The organism is Williamsia sp. (assembly GCF_036566845.1).
Lineage (GTDB): Bacteria > Actinomycetota > Actinomycetes > Mycobacteriales > Mycobacteriaceae > Williamsia.
This window is the reverse complement of record NZ_DATCVM010000254.1, coordinates 56836-76972: the sequence shown is the minus strand read 5'-3', so window position 1 is coordinate 76972 and position 20137 is coordinate 56836. Positions and strand designations below refer to the sequence as shown.

The window sequence follows — 20137 nt, the reverse complement described above, 5'->3', positions numbered from 1 at the left end:
GGGAATGTTCGACTCCCTCTCAGGCCGGTTGGCCGGTGTCCTGACCGATCTGCGCGGCAAGGGCAAGCTGTCCGATGCCGATATCGATCGCACCTGTCGCGAGATCCGTCTCGCGCTCCTCGAAGCGGACGTGGCGCTGCCCGTGGTCCGTGGTTTCATCGGCCGGATCAAAGAACGCGCCAAGGGTGCCGAGGTGTCCGCGGCGCTGAATCCGGCGCAGCAAGTGGTCAAGATCGTCAACGAGGAACTCGTCGGCATCCTCGGCGGTGAGACCCGGCGGATCCAGTTCGCGAAGACCCCGCCCACCGTCATCATGCTCGCGGGCCTGCAGGGTGCCGGTAAGACGACACTCGCCGGCAAGCTGGCGGCCTGGCTGAAGAAGCAGGGCCACACGCCCATGCTCGTGGCCTGTGATCTCCAGCGTCCCGGTGCGGTCAGTCAGCTGCAGATCGTCGGTGAACGTGCCGGTGTCCCGGTCTACGCACCTCATCCGGGGCAGAGCATCGGTGGCTCCGGCGAGCTCGGTGTCTCCGGACATGATGGCGCCGAGAGCCTCGCCGAACCGATCGAGGTCGCGAAAGGTGGTGTCGCCGAAGCCACGTCGAAGCTCCACGATGTGGTGATCGTCGATACCGCCGGCCGGCTCGGTATCGACGAAGAGCTGATGCGGCAGGCCCGGGGGATCCGCGACGCGGTGAATCCGGACGAAGTGCTGTTCGTTCTCGACGCCATGATCGGTCAGGACGCGGTGGCGACCGCTGAGGCGTTTGCGGCCGGCGTCGATTTCACCGGTGTGGTGCTCACCAAACTCGACGGTGATGCCCGCGGCGGCGCGGCGTTGTCGGTGCGCGAGATGACCGGCCGTCCGATCATGTTCGCGTCGTCGGGCGAGAAGCTCGAAGACTTCGACGTCTTCCATCCGGACCGGATGTCGAGCCGGATCCTCGGCATGGGCGATGTGCTCAGCCTCATCGAGCAGGCCGAGCAGCACTGGGATGTGCAACAGGCCGAAGATGCGGCCAGCAAGATCAGCCAGGGTGAGCTGACGCTCGAGGATTTCCTCGAGCAGATGCTGATGATCCGCAAGATGGGCCCGATCGGTAACCTGCTGGGCATGCTGCCGGGTGCGGGCCAGATGAAAGATGCGCTCTCTCAGGTCGACGACAAACAGCTCGACAAGGTGCAGGCCATCATCCGCGGTATGACACCCGCCGAACGCGAGAACCCGAAGATCATCAACGGATCTCGCCGGGCCCGTATCGCCAACGGTTCGGGTGTCGCTGTCAGCGACGTCAACCAGCTCGTCGACCGATTCTTCGATGCACGCAAGATGATGTCGCAGATGGCGGGCCGGATGGGCATGCCGGGCGGCAACCGCAAGGTGAATCGCAAAAAGGGCGGCAAGAAAGGCAAGAAGGGCGGTCGTGGACCGACTCCACCGAAGGTGCGTGGCGGTTTCCCCGGCGGAATGCCCGGAGGCATGCCGGCCGGTTTCCCGGATCTGTCTAACATGCCTGCCGGCCTCGACCAGATTCCCCCGGGACTCGAGGGCATCGACGTGAGCCAGTTCCAACGGCCCAAGAAGAAGTAGCCGGGGCAGAAGTAGTCGGGGCAAAGGTAGTGGGAGGGTCGGTTGTGGTGACGGCGGCGAAGTTGCACTTTCGCGGTTTTGCGGTCGGCACCGGGGAGCCGATCGAGTTCTGGGCCGCCGACGGGATGATCTCTCACGACCCGGTGCCGGAGGCGGTCACCGTCACCGAGGGCGGGTGGATCATGCCGGGACTCGTGGACGCCCACAATCACGTCGGCATCGCACCGGGACTCGGTGTGACCATCGAGCAGGCCCGGGCTTTCGCCTACGCCGACGTCCGGGCCGGTGCGACACTCATCCGTGAAGTCGGGTCACCGTTGGACACACATCCGCTTGACGCCGATACCAGATGTCCGCAGTTCATCCGGGCGGGCAAACACATCGCCCGCCCCAAGCGATACCTCCGCGACTACGGCGTCGACCTCGACGACGTCGCGGATCTGCCTGCCGAAGTGGCGAGACAAGCCGGCGCCGGGGACGGCTGGGTCAAACTCGTGGGCGACTGGATCGACCGCGACACCGGCGATCTGGCGCCGCTGTGGCCTGAGGACGTGTTGCGCGAAGCCATCTCCGTCGCGCACGAACGTGGCGCCAAGGTGACCGCGCATGTGTTCGGTACCGAGGCGCTATACGGATTGATCGGCGCCGGCATCGACTGCATCGAACACGGCACCGGTCTCAACGACGAACTCATCGCGGTGATGGCGCAGCAGCGAATCGGTTTGGTACCCACCATGATCCAGGTGGAGAACTTCCCGTCGATCGCCGATGGGGCCGATCGGTTCCCGGCGTACCAGCGCCACATGCGCAAGCTCTACGCGGACGCCCCGGACACGTTTGCGAACGCCGTTGCGGCCGGAGTGGACATCTACGCCGGGACCGACGCCGGCGGTTTCGTGGAACATGGGCGCATCGTCGACGAGGTCGTGGCGCTGGCGGACATCGGGTTGGGGGCACGCGCCGCGATCGACGCTGCATGCGGTTCCGCGCGACGTTGGCTCGGCGTCGGCGAACTCGATGACGGCGATCGTGCGGATGTCCTTGTGCTGCCGCGTGATCCGATCGAGGACCTGACTGCCTTGCGGGCGCCGGAGACCATTGTCTGCGGCGGGAACATCATCTGAGCGGTCAGCTGCGGGCTCGTACGTGCACGCGTTCGCCCTGTGCGCCGAAGAGGTTGAGAACCTCGGCGGGCTCCGGCCCGATGGCACCGATCCAGTGGGGTATGTGGGTGTCGAACTCGACCACCTCGCCCGGCAACAACTCGAGATCCTGTTCTCCGAGGATCAGCCGGACCCGGCCCGACAGGACGTACAACCATTCATAACCCTCATGGGTCTTGAGTTCGGGGTCCTGGACGTCTCGCGGCGGCATGATCTGCTTGAACGCCTGGACACCTCCAGCGCGCCGCGACAGCGGGATGAAGGTACGGCCGTGGCGGCTGATCGGCCGCAGGTGGATCCGTGGATCACCCGTCGGTGGTGCGCCGACGAGTTCGTCGAGGGGGATCGAGTACGCCTTGGCCAGCGGCAGCAGTAGCTCCAGGGTGGGTTTGCGGCCGCCGGATTCCAGTCGGGACAGCGTGCTCTCGGAGATACCGGTGGTCGCCGACAGGTCGGACAAGGTGATCGCGCGGTCACGGCGCAGTGCACGTAGTCGCGGTCCGACCGCGGTCAGGGCCTGATTCAGCTCGGTATCCATGGATCCGAGTGTGGCCAGAAATTGCCGAGATGGCAAGCATCCTTGCCATGCAAGACCGACGGGGCGCAAGGTGGGGACCATGACTGATGACATGAAGAACGAATACGACGTGGTGGTGATCGGCGGCGGCGCCGCGGGTCTGAGCGGAGGGTTGATGCTGGGCAGATCCCGGCGATCGGTTCTCGTCATCGACGCCGGGGCTCCGCGGAACGCGCCGGCCGCAGGTGTGCACGGCTTCCTCACCCGGGAAGGGATACCGCCGGCCGAGCTCCTGGAACTCGGTCGCGACGAGGTCCGCCGTTACGGGGTCGATCTGGTGGACGCGGAGGTCGTCTCGGTCTCGGGCACCGTCGACACCGGATTCGTCGTGGCCCTCGCGGACGGGCGGACGGTCGGTGCGCGTCGTCTGCTTCTGACGACGGGATTGATCGACGAGCTGCCCGACATCCCGGGCCTGCGTGAGCGCTGGGGCAAAGACCTGCTGCACTGCCCGTACTGCCACGGCTGGGAGGTGCGTGACCAGGCGATCGGTGTTCTGGCGAGAAATGCCTGGGCCGTGCATCAGGCACAGATGTTCCGCCAGTTGAGTGCGGATGTGACGCTCTTCCTCAACGACGCGATGACCCCGTCCGACGAGGATGCCGCTGCGTTGGCGGCACGCGGGATCCGCGTCGTGGAAGGCGCGGTGGCGGCAGTGGAGTCGTCCGACGACAAGTTGACCGGCGTCCGGCTCGCGGACGGCACGTTCGTGGAGCGCGAGGCGGTGACCGTGATGCCACGGTTTGTCGCACGAGCAGGATTCGTCGCCGATCTCGGACTCGAATCGCAGGAGCATCCGATGGGCGTGGGGGAGCACATTCCCGCCGACGAGAACGGGGTGACGTCGGTGCCGGGGGTGTGGGTGGCCGGGAACGTGACCAATCTGATGGCGCAGGTCTCCGGTGCAGCGTCCGCCGGTGCGCTGGCAGGAGCCCAGATCAACGCAGATCTCATCAACGAAGAGATTCAGACGGCCGTCGGAGCCGCCGCGACCGTCTGAAGGCAGCGTCGAGCGTGCCTACCGTCCGTCGAGCGGGCCCACAACACCGTCGAGCGTGCCGAAGATGTCGACTGTTGGTCAGTTCGGCACGTTCGGCGGCAACAGGGGCACGTTCGGCGGCAACAGGGGCACGTTCGGCGGAAACAGGGGCACGTTCGGCGGCGGAATCGGCGGGCGCGAAGTGCCGCGATTTCAGTTCGGGGCACCGGCTCTGGCAGAATGGGCCGCTGGTTCGCCGGACCCGGCTCAACACCGACCGGCGGTCACACCACATGAACAGCAAAACCGGGCGTTTCAATTCCGAAGCGTCGCCGAATTGCACTGTGACCACAGAAGGAAGTAACACGTGTCTGTCAAGATCAAGCTCACCCGCCTCGGCAAGATCCGCAATCCCCAGTACCGCATCGTCGTCGCCGACTCGCGTACCCGCCGCAATGGCCGGGCCATCGAGACCATCGGGCGGTACCACCCCAAGGAAGAGCCTTCGCTGATCGAGATCGACACCGAGCGCGCGCAGTACTGGCTGGGAGTCGGCGCACAGCCGACCGAGCCTGTCGCGGCACTCCTGAAGATCACCGGTGACTGGCAGAAGCACAAGGGCCTGCCGGGCGCCGAGGGCACCCTGCGCGTTGCCGAGCCGAAGCCGTCCAAGCTTGACCTGTTCAACGCTGCGCTCGCTGCGGCCGACAACGCACCGGCCGCCGAGGCGACCACCCCGAAGAAGAAGGCCGCCAAGAAGGCCGACGCGCCTGCTGACGAGGCCCCCGCTGAGGCCGCTGCTCCCGAGGCCACCGACAAGTGAGTGTCGTTGTCGCTGACGCAGTCGAACATCTCGTTCGCGGCATCGTTGCCAACCCGGATGACGTGCGCGTTGAGCTCGTCACCGGTCGGCGCGGACGGTTTGTCGAAGTCCACGTGAACCCGGAAGACCTGGGTAAGGTCATCGGCCGCAACGGCCGCACGGCCACCGCGTTGCGCACTCTTGTCACCGGTATCGGTGGCCGGGGTGTGCGTGTCGACATCGTCGACACCGATCGCTGATCGGGACGCACCGATGGATCTGGTTGTCGGTCGCGTAGCCAAGACGCACGGTGTGCGCGGTGAATTGGTGGTCGACGTCCGGACCGATGAACCCGGTGAACGTTTTGCTGTCGGTCGTGTCCTTCGTGGGCGCAAATCGACCGGCAAGAACACGTTTGTCGAGAACAACTACACGGTGAGCGCCGCCCGGAATCATTCCGGGCGGCTGTTGTTGACGGTGGCCGAGGTCAATGACCGCGATACGGCGACCGAGATGCGTGGCACCCTCTTCCTGATCGACTCGGCCGAGGTCTCGTCCGGCGACGACCCCGACGAGTTCTACGACCATGAGCTCCAGGGGGCCGTTGTCCGGACCGTGTCCGGCGTGGAGGTCGGTGTACTCGCCGACGTCGTCCACATGCCCGGCGGCGATCTGCTGTCGGTGAAGACGGCAGACGGCCGCGACATCCTCATTCCTTTCGTGACGGAAATCGTCCCCACGGTGGGCCGCGACGTCATCGAGATCGACCCTCCCGACGGCCTGCTGGATCCGGAGTGATCGAGGTGTCCCGGTGACGGGTACGGCGGAGCCGGCCATTCGGATCGGCGTTGTCTCCATCTTTCCCGAGTATCTCGAACCGATGCGAATGGCATTGCTGGGCAAGGCCATTGATCGGGGAATCCTCGCGGTCGACACCTATAACCTGCGCGACTGGACCCACGATGTGCATCGTGCCGTCGACGATTCGCCCTACGGCGGCGGACCAGGGATGGTCATGAAGCCGACGGTGTGGGGTCCATGCCTGGACGAGGTTTGTCCGGACGACGCGCTCCTCGTGGTGCCGACACCCGCCGGCGTGCCGTTCACCCAGGCCACCGCGCAGGCCTGGACCTCCGAACGTCACATCGTCTTCGCCTGCGGCCGCTACGAGGGTATCGACCAGCGGGTCATCGACGATGCAGCCAAACGCGTTAGGGTCCAAGAGGTTTCGATCGGTGACTTTGTGCTCATCGGTGGCGAGGTCGCCGTGATGGCAATGGTGGAGGCCACTGTCAGGCTGATCGACGGAGTCCTGGGTAACGCGAACTCCCATCAGCAGGACTCGTTCTCGGACGGCCTGCTCGAGGGTCCGAGCTACACTCGGCCACCTTCGTGGCGAGGGCTCGACGTTCCACCGGTGCTTCTCGGTGGTGACCACGCGAAACAGGAACGCTGGCGCCGCGAGCAGTCCATCGAACGCACCCGCGCGCGCCGACCCGACCTCTTGCCGCCGGATCTGCTGCCACCCGACCCGACGGAGTCCGGCGCGGGTTAGGATCGGCACACCATTGGGGGGTGGCGATGAGTGCCGAATCGGGCAGGGCAGTTGTGAGCAGGCGGGCATGGGATTCCGTGCTGGACGAAGTTGACGAACAGCGTGTGCAACTTCGTGAGGTCGAAGAACAACTGCGCACGATGACCGTCGAGGTGACCTCGACCGATCGCCTCGTCACGGTGGTCACGAACGCTCGTGGCGTCCTGGTCGACCTGCATCTGGAATCGCTGGCACTGCGCCGCTACCGCGCCGACCAATTGTCGGCGCTGATCCTCGAACTCGTGACCAGGGCCGACAACGAGCTCTCCGGGCAACGGAACCAATTGATCGGGCACATCGTCGAAAACCCGGGACCGCAGTACCGCGATCTGGATGAGGTCGCCGTTCGGGGAGGGGCGTGATGGACGACGTCATCGGTGGCGATCTGTTCGTCGAGGATGCAGCGCTGGCCGCTGCGGCATGTCGCCTCGCCCCGGTTGCCGGGGAGATCGATGCGGCGCTCGCCGAGGTGGACGCGATCATCGCCGATCTTCGGCACGACTGCTCAGGCCATCACACCGGGGCCGACTTCAATGCGGCGCAGGCTGCGGTCGCCCGGCTGACCGCGGCGGAGTTGGACGTGGTTCGCAGTTCCGTGGTCGCCTTCACCGACAACCTCGCCCGCGTCGCCAACGAGTTGAGTGATGTCGATACCGCTGCCGCCGCCGGCCTGCGGATGCGGCCATGTTGAGCGAGCCGGTTGCTGCGCTCCTGGAAAAGGTCTGGCCGGCAACAGATTCCGAACGAGTCCAACTTGCGGGCGAGCGGTTCGCGGCACTGTCACAGCGCCTGGCGGACCTACAGGTCGTTCTCGCCGACACGGCCCGTCACATCGCCGCCACCGGTGACGGTCTCACGGCGCAGGCGATGGCCGATCTGGCGCGACGCATCGGCGAGACCGATCTGGCCGCAGCACGGTCCCGGTTGGAACGTCAGGGACACGCCACGCGCGCATACGGTGAAGCGGTTGCAGAAACGCAGCATCGGCTCACAGTGGTGGCGGCCATGGCCGACCGGGACATCTTGGCAGGTCAGGTTGTCGCGGCCGCGACGGGCGAGACCACCATGCTGTCCGGGGCACACGACGCGGCGGCGCGGGTGATGACGGCTGCTGTCACACAACTCGACTGGCAGACCCGCGACATCACCGACGACCTGCGATCGCCGGACGACCTGCATTCGCGCGACGACCCCGAGTCCGGTCACGCGCAGTCCGGCAGCGGGGGAGCGCCGATGATGGCGCCGATGGCCGGCGCCACGGCCGGAACGTTGGCCGGGGCGATGGTGCACGCGCGCGGGGCTGATGACCGGGCAGGCCTCGACATCGCCGACGCAGATCTGGCGATGCTGCGCTCCCGTGCGGCGCACCTTGCCGCGATGCAGCCGCCGGAGGTGGCGCCATGGATCCGGCTGGCGGTCGGATTGGGGGCATCGGGCGATGGCCGCCACGTTGTGGTGGTCGGAACCAGCGAACTGGGCGGATACCTGCGACCGGGTACGGCGCTGGAACCGCACGAGATGGCTGTGGGCGACGGTCGGGCGCCCGAACTCGCGATCATGGGGTACTTCGCCGAACGCGACATCGAGCCGTTGGCGGTCTGCGCCGCAACCCCGCCCCCTCCGGAAGTCGCGGCCGCGATCGCCGAGAACGGAATCCAGAACCTCGGGGTGGGCGACAGCCACGGCGACGAGCAGGATTCCGGGCAGTGACGGCGCACCGGATCGACGCACTCGGCTCAGGCGTCGCGGCTCTGGTGGCGCGCATCGACACCGGGCAGGTGAGCCGGGCAGGGTTGATGCTGACCGTCACCGCGCTCGACGCCGCGACGGTTCCGACCGACGGCGTGATCACCGCAGTCCTCACCGATTGGCGGGCGTACCGCCCGATCAGTGCAACCCACCGATTGTCGATCGGATCGCTGCGGGCCCGACTCGACGGCCTGGCGTTCTCTGCCGTCCACGCGGGCCGGACAGCGGAGTACCGGGCGGAGTTCGGCCGGGCTCGCGCCGTCGCGGCACTCGAGTTCGGAATCGCCGGCGAGGGACGGAATGGTTTGCGGGAACTCGTCTGCGAGGCCTGCGCCGCGACCGGTTCGACCGTTTTGGTCGCAAATGTACTTCGTGATCACATCGGGGGTTAATCTTTCCGAATGGGCCACTGGTTCCAGGAGAACATCGTCGACAACGGGCGACTGCCCCTGTTTGTCGCGTACATCGGTTTCATCCTCGGCTTTCTCGGTATCCGGATCAGTGTTCGGCTGATCCGCGCCGAGGTCAGCTGGTGGTTCAGCAATGTCACCCCAGGTGGGATGCACATCCATCACGTGGTGTTCGGAACAGTCCTGACGATGATCTCAGGTCTTGGCCTCATCGCGATGTCCATCAACGGTTCCCAGGTGGTGCTCTCGATCTTTGCCGGTCTCTTCGGCATCGGGGCCGCACTGGTACTCGACGAGTTCGCGCTGATCTTCTATCTGAGAGATGTGTACTGGGCCGAGGAGGGCCGGGCATCCATCGACGCGATCTTCGTGGCGTTGGCGGTCATGGGCCTGTTGCTGATGGGGTTTCGTCCGTTCGAGATCGACGACGGCGACACCGGGGACTGGGTGGGGTTGGTGGCGTTGTCCATCTCCCTGTTGATCGTCGCGTTGCTCACCGGGATCGTGCTTGCCAAGGGCAAGATCTGGACCGGTCTGATCGGGCTGTTCATCTTCCCGCTGCTGATCGTGGGATCGATCCGGCTGGCCCGCCCGACCTCGCCGTGGGCGCGGTGGCGCTACACCAAACGCGAGAAGAAGATGGCCGCGGCGGTCAAGCGGGAACGCCGCGTCCGGCGCCCGCTGATCCGGGCGAAGATCTACCTCCAGGACCTGATGGCCGGTAAGCCGGATGTCGGACACGCCAAGGCCGAGGCCGAAGTGGAACTCGATGCCAAGGTCCATGCCGCGCCGGCGCCGGGGGAGTCTGCCGAGCTAGTGCTGGCCGAGGCGATTTCTCACGGGCGGGGTCCTTCTGGCACAATTGACCAGTTGCCGATCGACGGTCAGACGCCGGGTTCTCCCATGTCGCCTGATCTGTCGCGGAGACCAAACGAAACAGAGCACGAACCAGTCGAGCCGAAAGGCCGCTAGGTTCCTCTGCTCACGCCAACAGAATTGGAACCGACAGTATGAACACTCTGGATTTCTTGGACAACAAGTCCCTGCGCGACGACATCCCCGACTTTCGTCCGGGTGACACCCTCAACGTTCACGTCAAGGTGATCGAGGGCTCGAAAGAACGCGTCCAGGTCTTCAAGGGTGTTGTCATTCGTCGTCAGGGTGGTGGCGTCCGCGAAACCTTCACGGTTCGCAAGGTGTCGTTCGGTGTCGGCGTGGAGCGCACCTTCCCGGTTCACAGCCCGAACTTGGCCAAGGTCGAGATCGTGACCCGCGGTGACGTCCGTCGCGCGAAGCTGTACTACCTGCGCGACCTGCGCGGCAAGGCAGCAAAGATCAAAGAAAAGCGCTGACGCACTAGGCTTGCGGAGTGGTCGACACCCCCCGCACTCCTGACGGTTCGAATCCGTACGGACACGATCCCGACAGCGATTCTCCGTCCGAGCCGGAAGACTCTCAGCGGCCCTGGCGCAGCCTCGACGATGGTGATGGCAAGAAGCCCAAGAAAAAGGGCTCATTGCTCCGCGAGACGGCCATCATCATCGTCTGTGTGCTGCTGCTGACCTGGGTCCTGCAGACATTCATCGGACGGCAGTACGTGATTCCCTCGGAATCGATGCAACCGACACTGTCGGGGTGCACCGGGTGCACCAACGATCGCATCGTGATCGACAAGCTCTCCTACCGTTTCGGTGACCCCGAGCCCGGCGATGTTGTCGTATTCAAGGCCCCGACCTCGTCGTGGGATCTGGGATGGCAATCACCGCGGTCCTCGAACACCGTGGTCCGTGGCGCGCAGAATGCGCTGTCATGGTTCGGTTTTGCGCCGCCCGATGAGAACAACCTCGTCAAACGCGTGATCGCCGTCGGCGGTCAGCGCGTCGAATGCCACAACGCCGATGGAACCGGCGTCAAGGTGGACGGCAAGGTCTTGGTCGAGCCTTACATCGACGTGGCGCTACAGGAGAAGAACGCGGCGCTGCGGCCCGGCGAGCTCCTCGACAACAACGGTGAACTCAACCCCTGCTATGGCCCCGACTTCGGTCCGCTCGACGTGCCCGAGGGGCAGGTCTGGGTGATGGGTGACAACCGGGGCAACTCAGCCGATTCCCGCTACCACATCGATGACGAGCTGCACGGAATGGTGCCCGTCGACGACATTCGCGGGAAGGTCCGCTTCATCATCTATCCGTTCTCTCGCTTCGGCGGCGTGGATTCCGTCAACCCTCAGAAGTAACGATGCCGGTGGCAACCACCAAGTGGCCACCCCGGGTGGCGATACGACGAGCAGCCGGACTCCGGACCTTTGAGGCCGCACTCAATCGCAGCGGTCTCGGTCCGGTGGCCGGTGTCGACGAGGCCGGTCGAGGTGCTTGTGCCGGTCCATTGGTTGTGGCGGCCTGCGTCCTCAAGCCGACACAACTGGTTTCGCTCGCGGGACTTGATGATTCGAAGAAGTTGAGCGAATCGGTCCGCGAGAGGTTGTACAAGTCGGTCACCCGTCATGCGCTCGCGTGGACCGCGGTGATCATCGACGCCGACGAGATCGACCGGATCGGCATTCATGTGGCGAACATCGAGGGCATGCGCCGTGCGGTGGCAGGTCTGACCGTGACACCCGGATACGTGTTGTCGGATGGTTTTCTCGTGCCCGGTCTCACCGCTCCGTCCCTGCCGGTGATCGGCGGTGACGGGGCAGCGGCCTGCATCGCGGCGGCAAGCATCGTCGCCAAGGTCACCAGAGACCGGATCATGGTCGACATGGATCGTGCGGTGCCCGGATACGGATTTGCCCTCCACAAGGGCTACAGCACGCAGATGCACATGCAGTGTCTCGACGCCCATGGCCCGTCTGAGCAGCATCGTATGTCCTATCGCAATGTGCGGATGCGTGTGCGTGTGCCTTGATGGCCGTCGTCTGATACCTCCGAGTTCGTGGGGTGGACAGACACCTGCCCCGGGCGCGATACGCTTGCAGGATGAGCGCCGAGGATCTCGAGAAGTATGAAACCGAGATGGAACTGTCCCTGTACCGCGAATACAAGGACATCGTCGGTCAATTCACCTACGTGGTTGAGACCGAGCGGCGGTTCTATCTCGCCAACGCGGTGGACATGGTGCCCCGAAATGCCGACGGCGAGGTCTATTTCGAAGTCCGCATGAGCGATGCCTGGGTGTGGGACATGTACCGTCCGGCCCGCTTCGTGAAGCAGGTCCGGGTGATCACCTTCAAAGACGTCAACATCGAAGAACTCGAGAAGCAGGATCTGCGGCTCCCCGAAGACGGCGTGCTGGGCGACTAATCGTCCGGATCAGCAGATCGCTTGATCAGCAGGCTCAACGCCGCCAGCCCTGCGGCGGTCGCGGAGATCGCCCACAGGACCACGGTCAACGCTCCCAGGAACGAACGGGCCGCGGCGTCGCGGGCAGCCAGCTGAAGTAGCGGCTTCGCCTGCTCTCCGATGCTCGACCTGATGTCCGTGGGGGTTGCGTCGCTCTGGGCCTCGGGTGCCGATTCGGTGTCGCACCCCGGTGGGGTCGTCTCGGGATGCGACGACGTCAGCTGCAGGTGTGCGCACCGGGAGAACTCATCGACCACCATTGGCTGCCATGCGGGGTTGATGGCAGTCGACTCCAATCCCCGTGTCAACGAGTTGCTGGACTCCTCCACCGCGTGATCCGCCTGTGCTGCAACTTGATTGAAGAAGAAAATGCTGATCACGGCCAAGCCGATGGAGCAGCCGATCTGCTGGATGGTCGGGATCGACCCGGACGCCGAACCCACGTTGGTCGGTGTTGTGCCACCGAGAATTGTCGCTTGCAGGGGCGCGATGAATACCCCGGTGCCGAGTCCGCCCACTATGAGGGGCAGCAGCAGTGAGGCGATGTCGAGCGAGTGACCCGAGGGTTCGATGAGGGTCGCGGTCCATCCGAGACTCACAGTGAATGCCAGCATCCCGACGGCGAGTGTGCGGGGCCCGAGACAGCGGATCAACAAGGGCGAGACGAGCGATCCGATGGCGGCGCCCACGGCGAAGGGAAAGGTGAGCGCACCGGTTCGCAGAGCCGAGTACCCCAGACCGAACTGGGCGGCGATGGATACGGTGAAGAAGAATGCGGCGAACACGCTGAAGAACAACAGGGACAGCACGGAACCGACCGAGAAGTTCCTGTTCGTGAACAGGTCTGGCCGCAACAGTGGGCTTCCGCCACTGGATTGCAGACGCCGTTCGTACCAGACGAACGCGGTGAGCAAGAGCGCCGCGGCGACAAGCATCGCGAGAATCCAACCGGGCCAATCCTTCTCCCTGCCCACCGCCAGCGGATATATCAGCGTGAACAAGCCCGCGGTGGACAGGGCCATTCCGATCAGATCGAGTGGCTGGCGCGCATCCGCCGAGATATCCGGTAGGTGACGGTAGGCCAATACACAGGCCAGCAGTCCCAATGGCAGGTTCACCAGAAAAATGGTCCGCCAACCGAGCCCGGCAATGTCTGATGCGATGAGCCCGCCACCGAGCATCGGTCCCAGCATCGCCGCGACACCTGCTGTCGCACCGTACATCCCGAAGACAAGACCATGCTTCACGCGCGGAAACAGGACGGAGATGATGGCGATGGTCTGCGCAGATGCCGCTGCGGCGCTTACTCCCTGCACACCTCGCAGGGCGATCAGTTCGATGGCGCCGGAAGCGGTTCCGCACAGAACCGAGGCGAGGGTGAAGCCGGCCAGAGCGATGAGGAAGACCCGCCGCCTCCCGAACATCTCTCCGAGGCGCGACGCCGTCATGAGCGTGCACGCAAACGCCAACGTGTACACCGTCGCGACGAGCAACTGGTCGGAATATGTCGCGCCGAGGTCGATCGCCAGACTCGGCAGCGCAATGTTGACGATCGTGGTGTCGACCATCTGCATGAAGACGGCGATCAGGCACGCGGCGAACCCAAGCCAGGCCCGCCGCGCGGGGACGAGCTGATCGTGCGGTTGCGCGGCAACAGAATCCGGGACTACCACCGCGAATGAGAACCCGCGGCCTCGAGCGAAGGCTTGTAGTCACCGTGGACCGCTATGGTCGTGAAGATCTCGATGAGGCGGTCGACGTACAACTTGATCGACTCACGGGCCTCGTCGGTCCCCGGGTACAACAGACTGATGGTCGTCTCCTCGGCGAAGCGGTTTATCCACAAGAACACCTCCTCGGAGCTGCCCCTGTTGCCGAACAGTCCGGCGTTGAGCGCGTCGAACACGTCGACACCCGGCAACTTGCGGACGTCGATGTACGAGACCATCGGTACGGACCAGCCGAGTGGAACGTCGACTCCGCTGCCCGGCTCGACGAGCTGCAGGACCCGGTGGAACGACACGTCGGTCAGCTCTTTGCCGGCGTCGAATGACAACTGCGAGTCACCGACGATGGCGGAGAAGGCCGAGGACTCATCGATTTCCAGCGGGACCGGGATGAGGCTGGTGAACCATCCGATCGAGTTGAACTCCGCAGGGGTCGAGCGGGTGCTCTTCGGTGTGAGGCCGAAGTACTTCTGCCGGCCGGTGAACTCGTAACTGGCCAGCGCCGCGACGGCGAGGACCCCGGCCACAAACGATGCATTGTTCTCGCGGCACACGGTGGCGAAACCTTCGGCGTAGTCCTCGTCGAACAGTGACGTGGACCGGTGCGCGGTCCGGGCGTATCCGTCGCTCGAGACCCCGAGACCGAGTGGAAACGTGGGCAATCCGCCACCATGTGCCTGCACGAGTTCGATCCAGCGCTTGACGTGGGGTGAATCGAGGGTGAGTTCGGCAGAACCGGATCGCTCTCGCTCGCAATAGTCGATGTAGCTTCCGACCTCCGACAGCGTGTTCTCTGCACCGTATGCAGCCATCGCGTAGAGCTGCAGCAACTCGACGACGATCAACGCCGAGGAGATGCCGTCGGTGACCAGGTGATCAAGCGCGGCGTAGAAGGTGAAGCCGTCACCGTGTTCGACCGCCCCGAATGTGAAGCAGTCCCAGTGAAACGGCCCCGGCGTCTCGGCCTCGACGTGGAGCCGGATGTCGTCGGGGCCATCTTTGTCACCGTGATCGGTGGGGACGAAATCGAAAATGCTCGGATCGACGACATGACGCGCGATCGCGCCGTCACCCTCCGCCGAGAACCAGCTGTGAAACGTATCGTGCCGACGCAGGAAATCGTTGATGGCCTGGGTCATTGCCGCTTTGTCGAGTGGCGCCGCGAAGTCGAACGCGACAAGGCACAGGCGGGAGAATCGGAACCCGGCGTCCTCGTTTCGGGCAGCGGTGCGGAGGTACTCTTCTTGCTGGTGAGACGGTGGGATCGGATGTGCCGGTGCGTGACCCGCCTCGGCGATCGATGCAAGCGAAGCAACCCAACTGGTGAGTCGGCCCGGCGCGGGTTCCCACTCGTTGATGAGTCCGAAATTGACCATTCTCCAGCTCCCTCTGTCGTTGCATGTCAGGCGCGGCCGGCGCCGTAGTAGGCATGGTTTCTTCAGCTGGTGATCCCCGTGATCAGCTTTCAGTCTCACTGACCGGAATTCAGGATCACGCAGCTTATCTGTTGTCGTGCAATGGTCGGGATTTCGGCTTTCTGCAAAGCCTTCACGCCGTAATCGGGCACGGTGAAAGCTACATCGAAGTGGCGGTCCTTGACAACAGCTGTTGAGAAATTAGCCGGTTGGATTGGATTCCGCGAATATTGCCACGGTTTTCGGAAGTGATGGTATAAGTCGGGTTCTGATTCTGGCCTCGACCCAAAGGTGCAGTCGCGCTGCTTTTTCGATGTGTTCTAATCTGCACGGAACCAGATCGAGTGGTCGGTTGATGGAGGGGGAACGTGATGCGTCGTCGATCGCTGCGAGGACTCGAGCGCAGGAGAATACGGAATGCAAAAACACAATTAGCTATTCTCATTGGTGTATTCGCTTTCTCGCTCGCGGCGGTCGCGCCGGTGAATGCGGTACCGAATCCGTCGCCGGGTCCAATTGATGTCGTTGTCCGATCGGCGGCGATGCATTCCGATATCACCGTCAAGGTGTTGCCGGCCGCGGATCAATCGCGACCTGTTCCGACGATTTATCTACTGAATGGCGCGGCCGGCGGTGAAGGTGGGAGCAGCTGGTTCGATCAGACCGATGTCGCAACGTTCTTTGCCGGTGAGAACGTGAATGTGGTGGTCCCGATGGGAGGCGCGGCCAGCTACTACACCGACTGGCGACGCGATGACCCGACGTTGGGCCGCCAGAAGTGGGCGACGTTCCTGACCGAAGAGCTGCCGCCCCTGATGGATGCCCGATTCAATGGCAACGGCCGCAACGCAATTGCGGGGATCTCGATGGCCGGCACCTCTGTGTTCCAGTTGGTTCTCGAGGCCCCGGCTCTGTACCAGGCGGTCGGCGCGTACAGCGGCTGCGCGATGACCAGCGACCCCGAAGGGCAGGCGTTCGTCCGGCTCACCGTCGAGGCGCGCGGTGGTGGCAACACGGTGAACATGTGGGGTCCGCCGTCGGATCCGGAATGGGTTCGCAAAGACCCCTACGTGAACGCCGAAAGGCTCAGGGGCAAGGCGATTTACCTGTCGAACGGAACCGGACTGCCAGGGGATCATGATGTGCTCGCCGGGCCCGGTGTCAATGGCAGTGTGTCGAAGCTGGCGGAACAGATCGTTGTCGGTGCGGTGATCGAGACGGCCACGAATCGCTGCACCCACCAGATGCGTGACAGATTGCGGCAGCTGGGCATCCCGGCGACAGTCGATCTTCGCGACAGTGGCACCCATAGTTGGGGCTACTGGCAAGATGACCTGCACGCGTCATGGCCGATCTTCAAGTCAGCGTTGGCGGGCTGATCGGGAGAAGGGGGTCCTCGGGGCGTCCGCGCACGCGGAGTCCGCATGTGAAGGCGGCCAGGACCACGGTGAGCGCGACCAATGACCACAAGACCACATCGAATGCGGCCAGGAAGGTCTGGGCTGCTGCCTGCTCTGCAGCCGGACGCAGTGCGGGTTCGGCGTCGGCGGCGACCTTGGCTTGCAGCGTGTCGGGTTGGGCGGGAACATCTTCGCGCGTATCCGGACATCCCGGGGCCGGTGCATCTGGATGAGCTGACCCGAGTTGTGCGGTGGCGCAACGGGTGAACTCGTCGACCACCATCGGCTGAACCGACTCCGAGACAGCAGTGTCGGCCAGATCGCGCGTCAGCGAGGTTGCAGCGGTTGACACCGCGGAATCGGATTGCGCCGCCACCTGATTGAAGAACAAGAGGCTGATGGCCGCGAGACCGATGGATGCGCCGATCTGCTGGATGGTCGGGACGGTTCCCGACGCGGACCCGATGTTCGACTCTGAGGTGTCCGAGAGCATCGTCGCCTGGAGTGGCGCGACGAACAAGCCCATACCGATGCCACCGGCCACCAGCGGCGGGATGATCGCCGGTATCGAGATCTCGGCGGCCGCCGGATTCACGACCACAGCGGTGTAGACGAGCGCGGCGATGAAGGTCAGCGCTCCGACCGTCAGGGTGCGGGACCCGATCCATCGGACCGCCAGCGGTGAGAGAACCGAACCCACTGCGGCGCCGAGTGCAAAAGGCAAGGTCAGCAATCCGGTTTTGAGGGCCGAGAAGCCCAGTCCGAACTGAGCAGTCACCGAAACCGTGAAGAAGAATGCCGCGAACACACTGAAGAACAGCAGACACAGGGCGGTACCGACGGCGAAGGATCTGTTCCGAAACAAGCTCAGAGCCAACAATGGATCGGCGCCCCGTCTGGCGAGCCGATGCTCGTGGAGGACAAATACGGCGAGCAAGAGTGCGGACACGATGAGCATGACAATCTGCCATGACGGCCAGCCCTTTTCGCGGCCGGTCGCCAGCGGGTAGATCAACAGGAACAGGGCGGTGGTGGAGAGGATGATCCCGACGACATCCAGCGTCGGCCGGGTGGTCGAGGTGAGGGCCGGTAAGTATAGGAAGCCGACACCGCAGGCGACGACACCCAGGGGGAGGTTGACGAGAAAGATCGTCCGCCAGCCGAGTCCGAAGAGGTCGGTCGAGATGAGCAGGCCGCCGAGCGTGGGGCCCAGCATCGCGGCCACTCCGGCGACCGCGCCGTAGATGCCGAAGACGATGCCGTGCTTTCGCTTCGGGAACGAGATCGAGATGATCGCCAGGGTCTGTGCGGATGCCAGCGCGGCGAACGCACCCTGACAGGCGCGCAGGACGATGAGTTCTGTCGCGCCCTGGGCCCCACCGCAGAGAACCGACGAGACGGTGAAGCCGGTCAGTGCGACGATGAAGACCCGTCGCCGGCCGAAGCGTTCACCGAGACGTGAACTGGTCAGCAGGAAGCAGGCGAACGCGAGCGTGTACGCGCTCAGCACAAGGAGCTGCTGCCCCGACGATGCACCCAGATCTGCACCGAGGCTGGGCAACGCGATGTTGACGATGGTCATGTCGACCATCTGGACCGACACCGCGATGAGGCAACAGACCAGAACCATCCACGACGATCGTGAGATCCGATCCTGATCTGGTGCGGCCGAAGTGTCTGCGGGTCCGGTGAGGCGGGTCTGCGCCGTCACACGGCACCGGTCAGCACAGTGGACGGCGTGTAGTCACCTTCCGCGACTATCGTTTTGAAGATCTGCCGGAGTCGGTCGACGTAGATGTTGATCGATGCCCGTGCCTGGGGCGTGTCGGGGAACAGGAGGCTGATCGACGTGTGATCGGCGAAGCGGTTGACCCAGGCGTAGACCTCTTCTGAGGTACCGCGATTGCCGTAGAACTTCGCGTTGATGGATGCGAACGCCTCGACGCCGGGCATCCGTCGGGTGTCCATCACGGACACCATCGGGACCGACCATCCGCGCTGGGTGGTGATCGGCGAGTCGGGGCCGTGGTCGAGGAGTTCGAGAACCCGATGGAATGACACATCCGCGAGCTTGCGGCCGGCGAGGTAGGACTGCTGGGTCTGACGGACCAGCGAGCAGAACGTCGAGGTGGGTGTGAACTCGATCGGTACCGGGATGAGACTGGTGAACCATCCGACCGCACTGAACTCTGCCGGGGTGGTGCGTGTGCTCTTCGGTGTGATCGCGAGATACCGGTCCGATCCGGTGAACTCGTGAGCCGCGAGGCCGGCGACGGTGAGAACCGCTGCGATGAATCCGGCCCTGTTGTCCCGGCAGATACGGCCCAGAGCGGTTGCGTCGTCGTCATCGAACAACTCTGCGGTCAGGTGTGCGCTTCGCGCCTCGGTCTTGGGTGTCGGTCCCAGACTCAGGGGGAACGTCGGCAGGTCGCCGCCGTTGTCCCGCACCAGCTCGATCCATCTCTGAACGGGCTCGGAGTCGAGCGACAACCGTGCCGATGTCTCGCGCTCACGGTGGCAGTATTCGATGTAACTGCCGGGCGTCTTCGGCGGTGTGGCCGATTCCGGATAAACGGCGTTGGAGTACAACGACATCGCGTCGACCAGTGAGATGGCCTGGGACACCGGATCCGAGTGGAGATGGTCGATTGCCCCGTACATCGTGAATCCACCCGGGTGTTCAATGGTCCCGAAGGTGAAGCAGTTCCAGTCGAAAGGCCCCGGGGTCATCTCCTGGGCGAGCGTCCGAATTCTCTCCGGTTCGTCGATCTGCCCGAACTCGCGAGGTGTGAAATCGACATCGTCCGGGTCCATCACGTGGCGCGCGATGCTCCCGTCGGGCTCGGCGGAAAACCAGCTGAGGTGGGTGTCGTGGCGGCGCAGGAATGCGTTGATGGTGGCCGACATTGCGGCACGATCGAGTCTCTCACGCGAATCAAAGGTTCCGACATAGAGTCGCGAACCCCTGCTCTGGTCGTCTTTCTTCCACAATGCTGTTCGCAGGTATTCCTCCTGCTGGTGTGATGGAGGCGTCGCGTGAACGGGCGCGCGCCGGGCGGCGTCGACGGCGGCTGCGGACGCGGACCAGATGGTCAATTCCCCGGTCGCTGGCCGCCAATCGTCGATGAGTCCAAAGCTGACCATGTATTCCCCTCTGGCCTGGCACTGGGAATGACGAATTCGATGTGCGTGGGCTTCTGCAATCGCACCGAACCGAATTGTCGTCCGTTGTGTTTCGGCAAGTCGCTCACTGGTTTTCGCGTTCGTACACACAGCATGCGTTAGCTACGAGGCAAGTGCAAGGTCAAAGTCACCCGACACATTGTGCACAGACTTCGAATTGGACCGGCGTTCAAAAGACTTCTCCGGCGCATTTATGGAGGTCGAGT

22 protein-coding genes are annotated in these 20137 nt (G+C 64.2%); 17 read left to right on the top strand and 5 right to left on the bottom strand.

The genetic code is table 11. The features are described from left to right. Positions 1-4 precede the first annotated feature (4 nt). Positions 5-1591, top strand: a complete 1587-nt coding sequence (gene ffh, locus VIQ49_RS24730; protein WP_331889231.1) for a signal recognition particle protein — start codon at positions 5-7, stop codon at positions 1589-1591. A 47-nt stretch (positions 1592-1638) separates the two neighbouring features. Beyond that, complete coding sequence (locus tag VIQ49_RS24725) at positions 1639-2715, top strand: amidohydrolase family protein (RefSeq protein ID WP_331889230.1); 1077 nt, start codon at positions 1639-1641, stop codon at positions 2713-2715. Between the two features lie 4 nt (positions 2716-2719). Here the strand turns inward: VIQ49_RS24725 and VIQ49_RS24720 are convergent, their stop codons facing one another. Further along, the gene (locus VIQ49_RS24720) at positions 2720-3292 is read right to left on the bottom strand and encodes an XRE family transcriptional regulator (protein WP_331889229.1); all 573 of its coding nucleotides are present in this window, start codon (positions 3290-3292) and stop codon (positions 2720-2722) included. A gap of 79 nt (positions 3293-3371) precedes the next feature. On the opposite strand from VIQ49_RS24720, the gene VIQ49_RS24715 reads away from it, so the two are divergent. The 14 genes from VIQ49_RS24715 to VIQ49_RS24650 all read left to right on the top strand — a co-directional run bounded on the left by VIQ49_RS24715 (position 3372) and on the right by VIQ49_RS24650 (position 12167). Beyond that, positions 3372-4331, top strand: a complete 960-nt coding sequence (locus VIQ49_RS24715; protein ID WP_331889228.1) for an NAD(P)/FAD-dependent oxidoreductase — start codon at positions 3372-3374, stop codon at positions 4329-4331. A 346-nt stretch (positions 4332-4677) separates the two neighbouring features. Next, a complete protein-coding gene (gene rpsP / locus VIQ49_RS24710) occupies positions 4678-5133 on the top strand; it encodes a 30S ribosomal protein S16 (protein WP_331889227.1) in 456 nt (151 codons plus the stop codon). Beyond that, on the top strand, positions 5130-5372 hold the full coding sequence (locus VIQ49_RS24705) for an RNA-binding protein (RefSeq protein ID WP_020107279.1): 243 nt from the start codon (positions 5130-5132) through the stop codon (positions 5370-5372). Before rpsP ends, VIQ49_RS24705 begins: the two co-directional genes overlap by 4 nt. A 13-nt stretch (positions 5373-5385) precedes the next feature. Next, entirely contained in the window at positions 5386-5910 is a 525-nt protein-coding gene (gene rimM / locus VIQ49_RS24700) for a ribosome maturation factor RimM (RefSeq protein WP_331889240.1), read from the top strand. Positions 5911-5947: 37 nt separating this feature from the next. Beyond that, on the top strand, positions 5948-6667 hold the full coding sequence (gene trmD, locus VIQ49_RS24695) for a tRNA (guanosine(37)-N1)-methyltransferase TrmD (protein ID WP_331889239.1): 720 nt from the start codon (positions 5948-5950) through the stop codon (positions 6665-6667). A gap of 26 nt (positions 6668-6693) precedes the next feature. After that, the gene (locus VIQ49_RS24690; protein ID WP_331889226.1) at positions 6694-7068 is read left to right on the top strand and encodes a YbaB/EbfC family nucleoid-associated protein; all 375 of its coding nucleotides are present in this window, start codon (positions 6694-6696) and stop codon (positions 7066-7068) included. Continuing rightward, positions 7068-7397, top strand: coding sequence for a hypothetical protein (locus tag VIQ49_RS24685; protein ID WP_331889225.1), 330 nt, complete (start codon positions 7068-7070; stop codon positions 7395-7397). The genes VIQ49_RS24690 and VIQ49_RS24685 overlap by 1 nt, the downstream gene beginning before the upstream one ends. After that, positions 7391-8416, top strand: a complete 1026-nt coding sequence (locus VIQ49_RS24680; RefSeq protein WP_331889224.1) for a hypothetical protein — start codon at positions 7391-7393, stop codon at positions 8414-8416. Before VIQ49_RS24685 ends, VIQ49_RS24680 begins: the two co-directional genes overlap by 7 nt. Next, positions 8413-8847, top strand: coding sequence for a hypothetical protein (locus VIQ49_RS24675; RefSeq protein WP_331889223.1), 435 nt, complete (start codon positions 8413-8415; stop codon positions 8845-8847). The genes VIQ49_RS24680 and VIQ49_RS24675 overlap by 4 nt, the downstream gene beginning before the upstream one ends. Before the next feature lie 9 nt (positions 8848-8856). Continuing rightward, entirely contained in the window at positions 8857-9837 is a 981-nt protein-coding gene (locus VIQ49_RS24670; protein ID WP_331889222.1) for a hypothetical protein, read from the top strand. A 38-nt stretch (positions 9838-9875) separates the two neighbouring features. Then, the gene (gene rplS, locus VIQ49_RS24665) at positions 9876-10217 is read left to right on the top strand and encodes a 50S ribosomal protein L19 (RefSeq protein WP_020107287.1); all 342 of its coding nucleotides are present in this window, start codon (positions 9876-9878) and stop codon (positions 10215-10217) included. Positions 10218-10234: 17 nt separating this feature from the next. Continuing rightward, positions 10235-11101 (top strand): signal peptidase I, encoded by an 867-nt coding sequence (lepB, locus tag VIQ49_RS24660; protein ID WP_331889221.1) that lies wholly within the window; start codon positions 10235-10237, stop codon positions 11099-11101. A gap of 2 nt (positions 11102-11103) precedes the next feature. Further along, the gene (locus tag VIQ49_RS24655) at positions 11104-11772 is read left to right on the top strand and encodes a ribonuclease HII (protein ID WP_331889220.1); all 669 of its coding nucleotides are present in this window, start codon (positions 11104-11106) and stop codon (positions 11770-11772) included. A 71-nt stretch (positions 11773-11843) separates the two neighbouring features. Next, positions 11844-12167 carry a DUF2469 domain-containing protein gene (locus VIQ49_RS24650; RefSeq protein WP_020107290.1) on the top strand — a complete coding sequence of 108 codons (324 nt, stop codon included), beginning with the start codon at positions 11844-11846 and terminating at the stop codon, positions 12165-12167. Here VIQ49_RS24650 and VIQ49_RS24645 read toward each other — a convergent pair. Both VIQ49_RS24645 and VIQ49_RS24640 read right to left on the bottom strand, forming a co-directional pair. Beyond that, on the bottom strand, positions 12164-13879 hold the full coding sequence (locus VIQ49_RS24645) for a DHA2 family efflux MFS transporter permease subunit (RefSeq protein ID WP_331889219.1): 1716 nt from the start codon (positions 13877-13879) through the stop codon (positions 12164-12166). The two genes, VIQ49_RS24650 and VIQ49_RS24645, sit on opposite strands and share 4 nt — an antisense overlap. Further along, a complete protein-coding gene (locus VIQ49_RS24640) occupies positions 13873-15309 on the bottom strand; it encodes a condensation domain-containing protein (RefSeq protein WP_331889218.1) in 1437 nt (478 codons plus the stop codon). The genes VIQ49_RS24645 and VIQ49_RS24640 overlap by 7 nt, the downstream gene beginning before the upstream one ends. A gap of 410 nt (positions 15310-15719) precedes the next feature. On the opposite strand from VIQ49_RS24640, the gene VIQ49_RS24635 reads away from it, so the two are divergent. Next, on the top strand, positions 15720-16727 hold the full coding sequence (locus VIQ49_RS24635) for an alpha/beta hydrolase (protein WP_414731716.1): 1008 nt from the start codon (positions 15720-15722) through the stop codon (positions 16725-16727). Here the strand turns inward: VIQ49_RS24635 and VIQ49_RS24630 are convergent. After that, positions 16705-18459, bottom strand: a complete 1755-nt coding sequence (locus VIQ49_RS24630; RefSeq protein ID WP_331889216.1) for a DHA2 family efflux MFS transporter permease subunit — start codon at positions 18457-18459, stop codon at positions 16705-16707. The genes VIQ49_RS24635 and VIQ49_RS24630 overlap by 23 nt on opposite strands. Further along, positions 18456-19892 carry a condensation domain-containing protein gene (locus tag VIQ49_RS24625; RefSeq protein ID WP_331889215.1) on the bottom strand — a complete coding sequence of 479 codons (1437 nt, stop codon included), beginning with the start codon at positions 19890-19892 and terminating at the stop codon, positions 18456-18458. The genes VIQ49_RS24630 and VIQ49_RS24625 overlap by 4 nt, the downstream gene beginning before the upstream one ends. Positions 19893-20137: the final 245 nt, after the last annotated feature.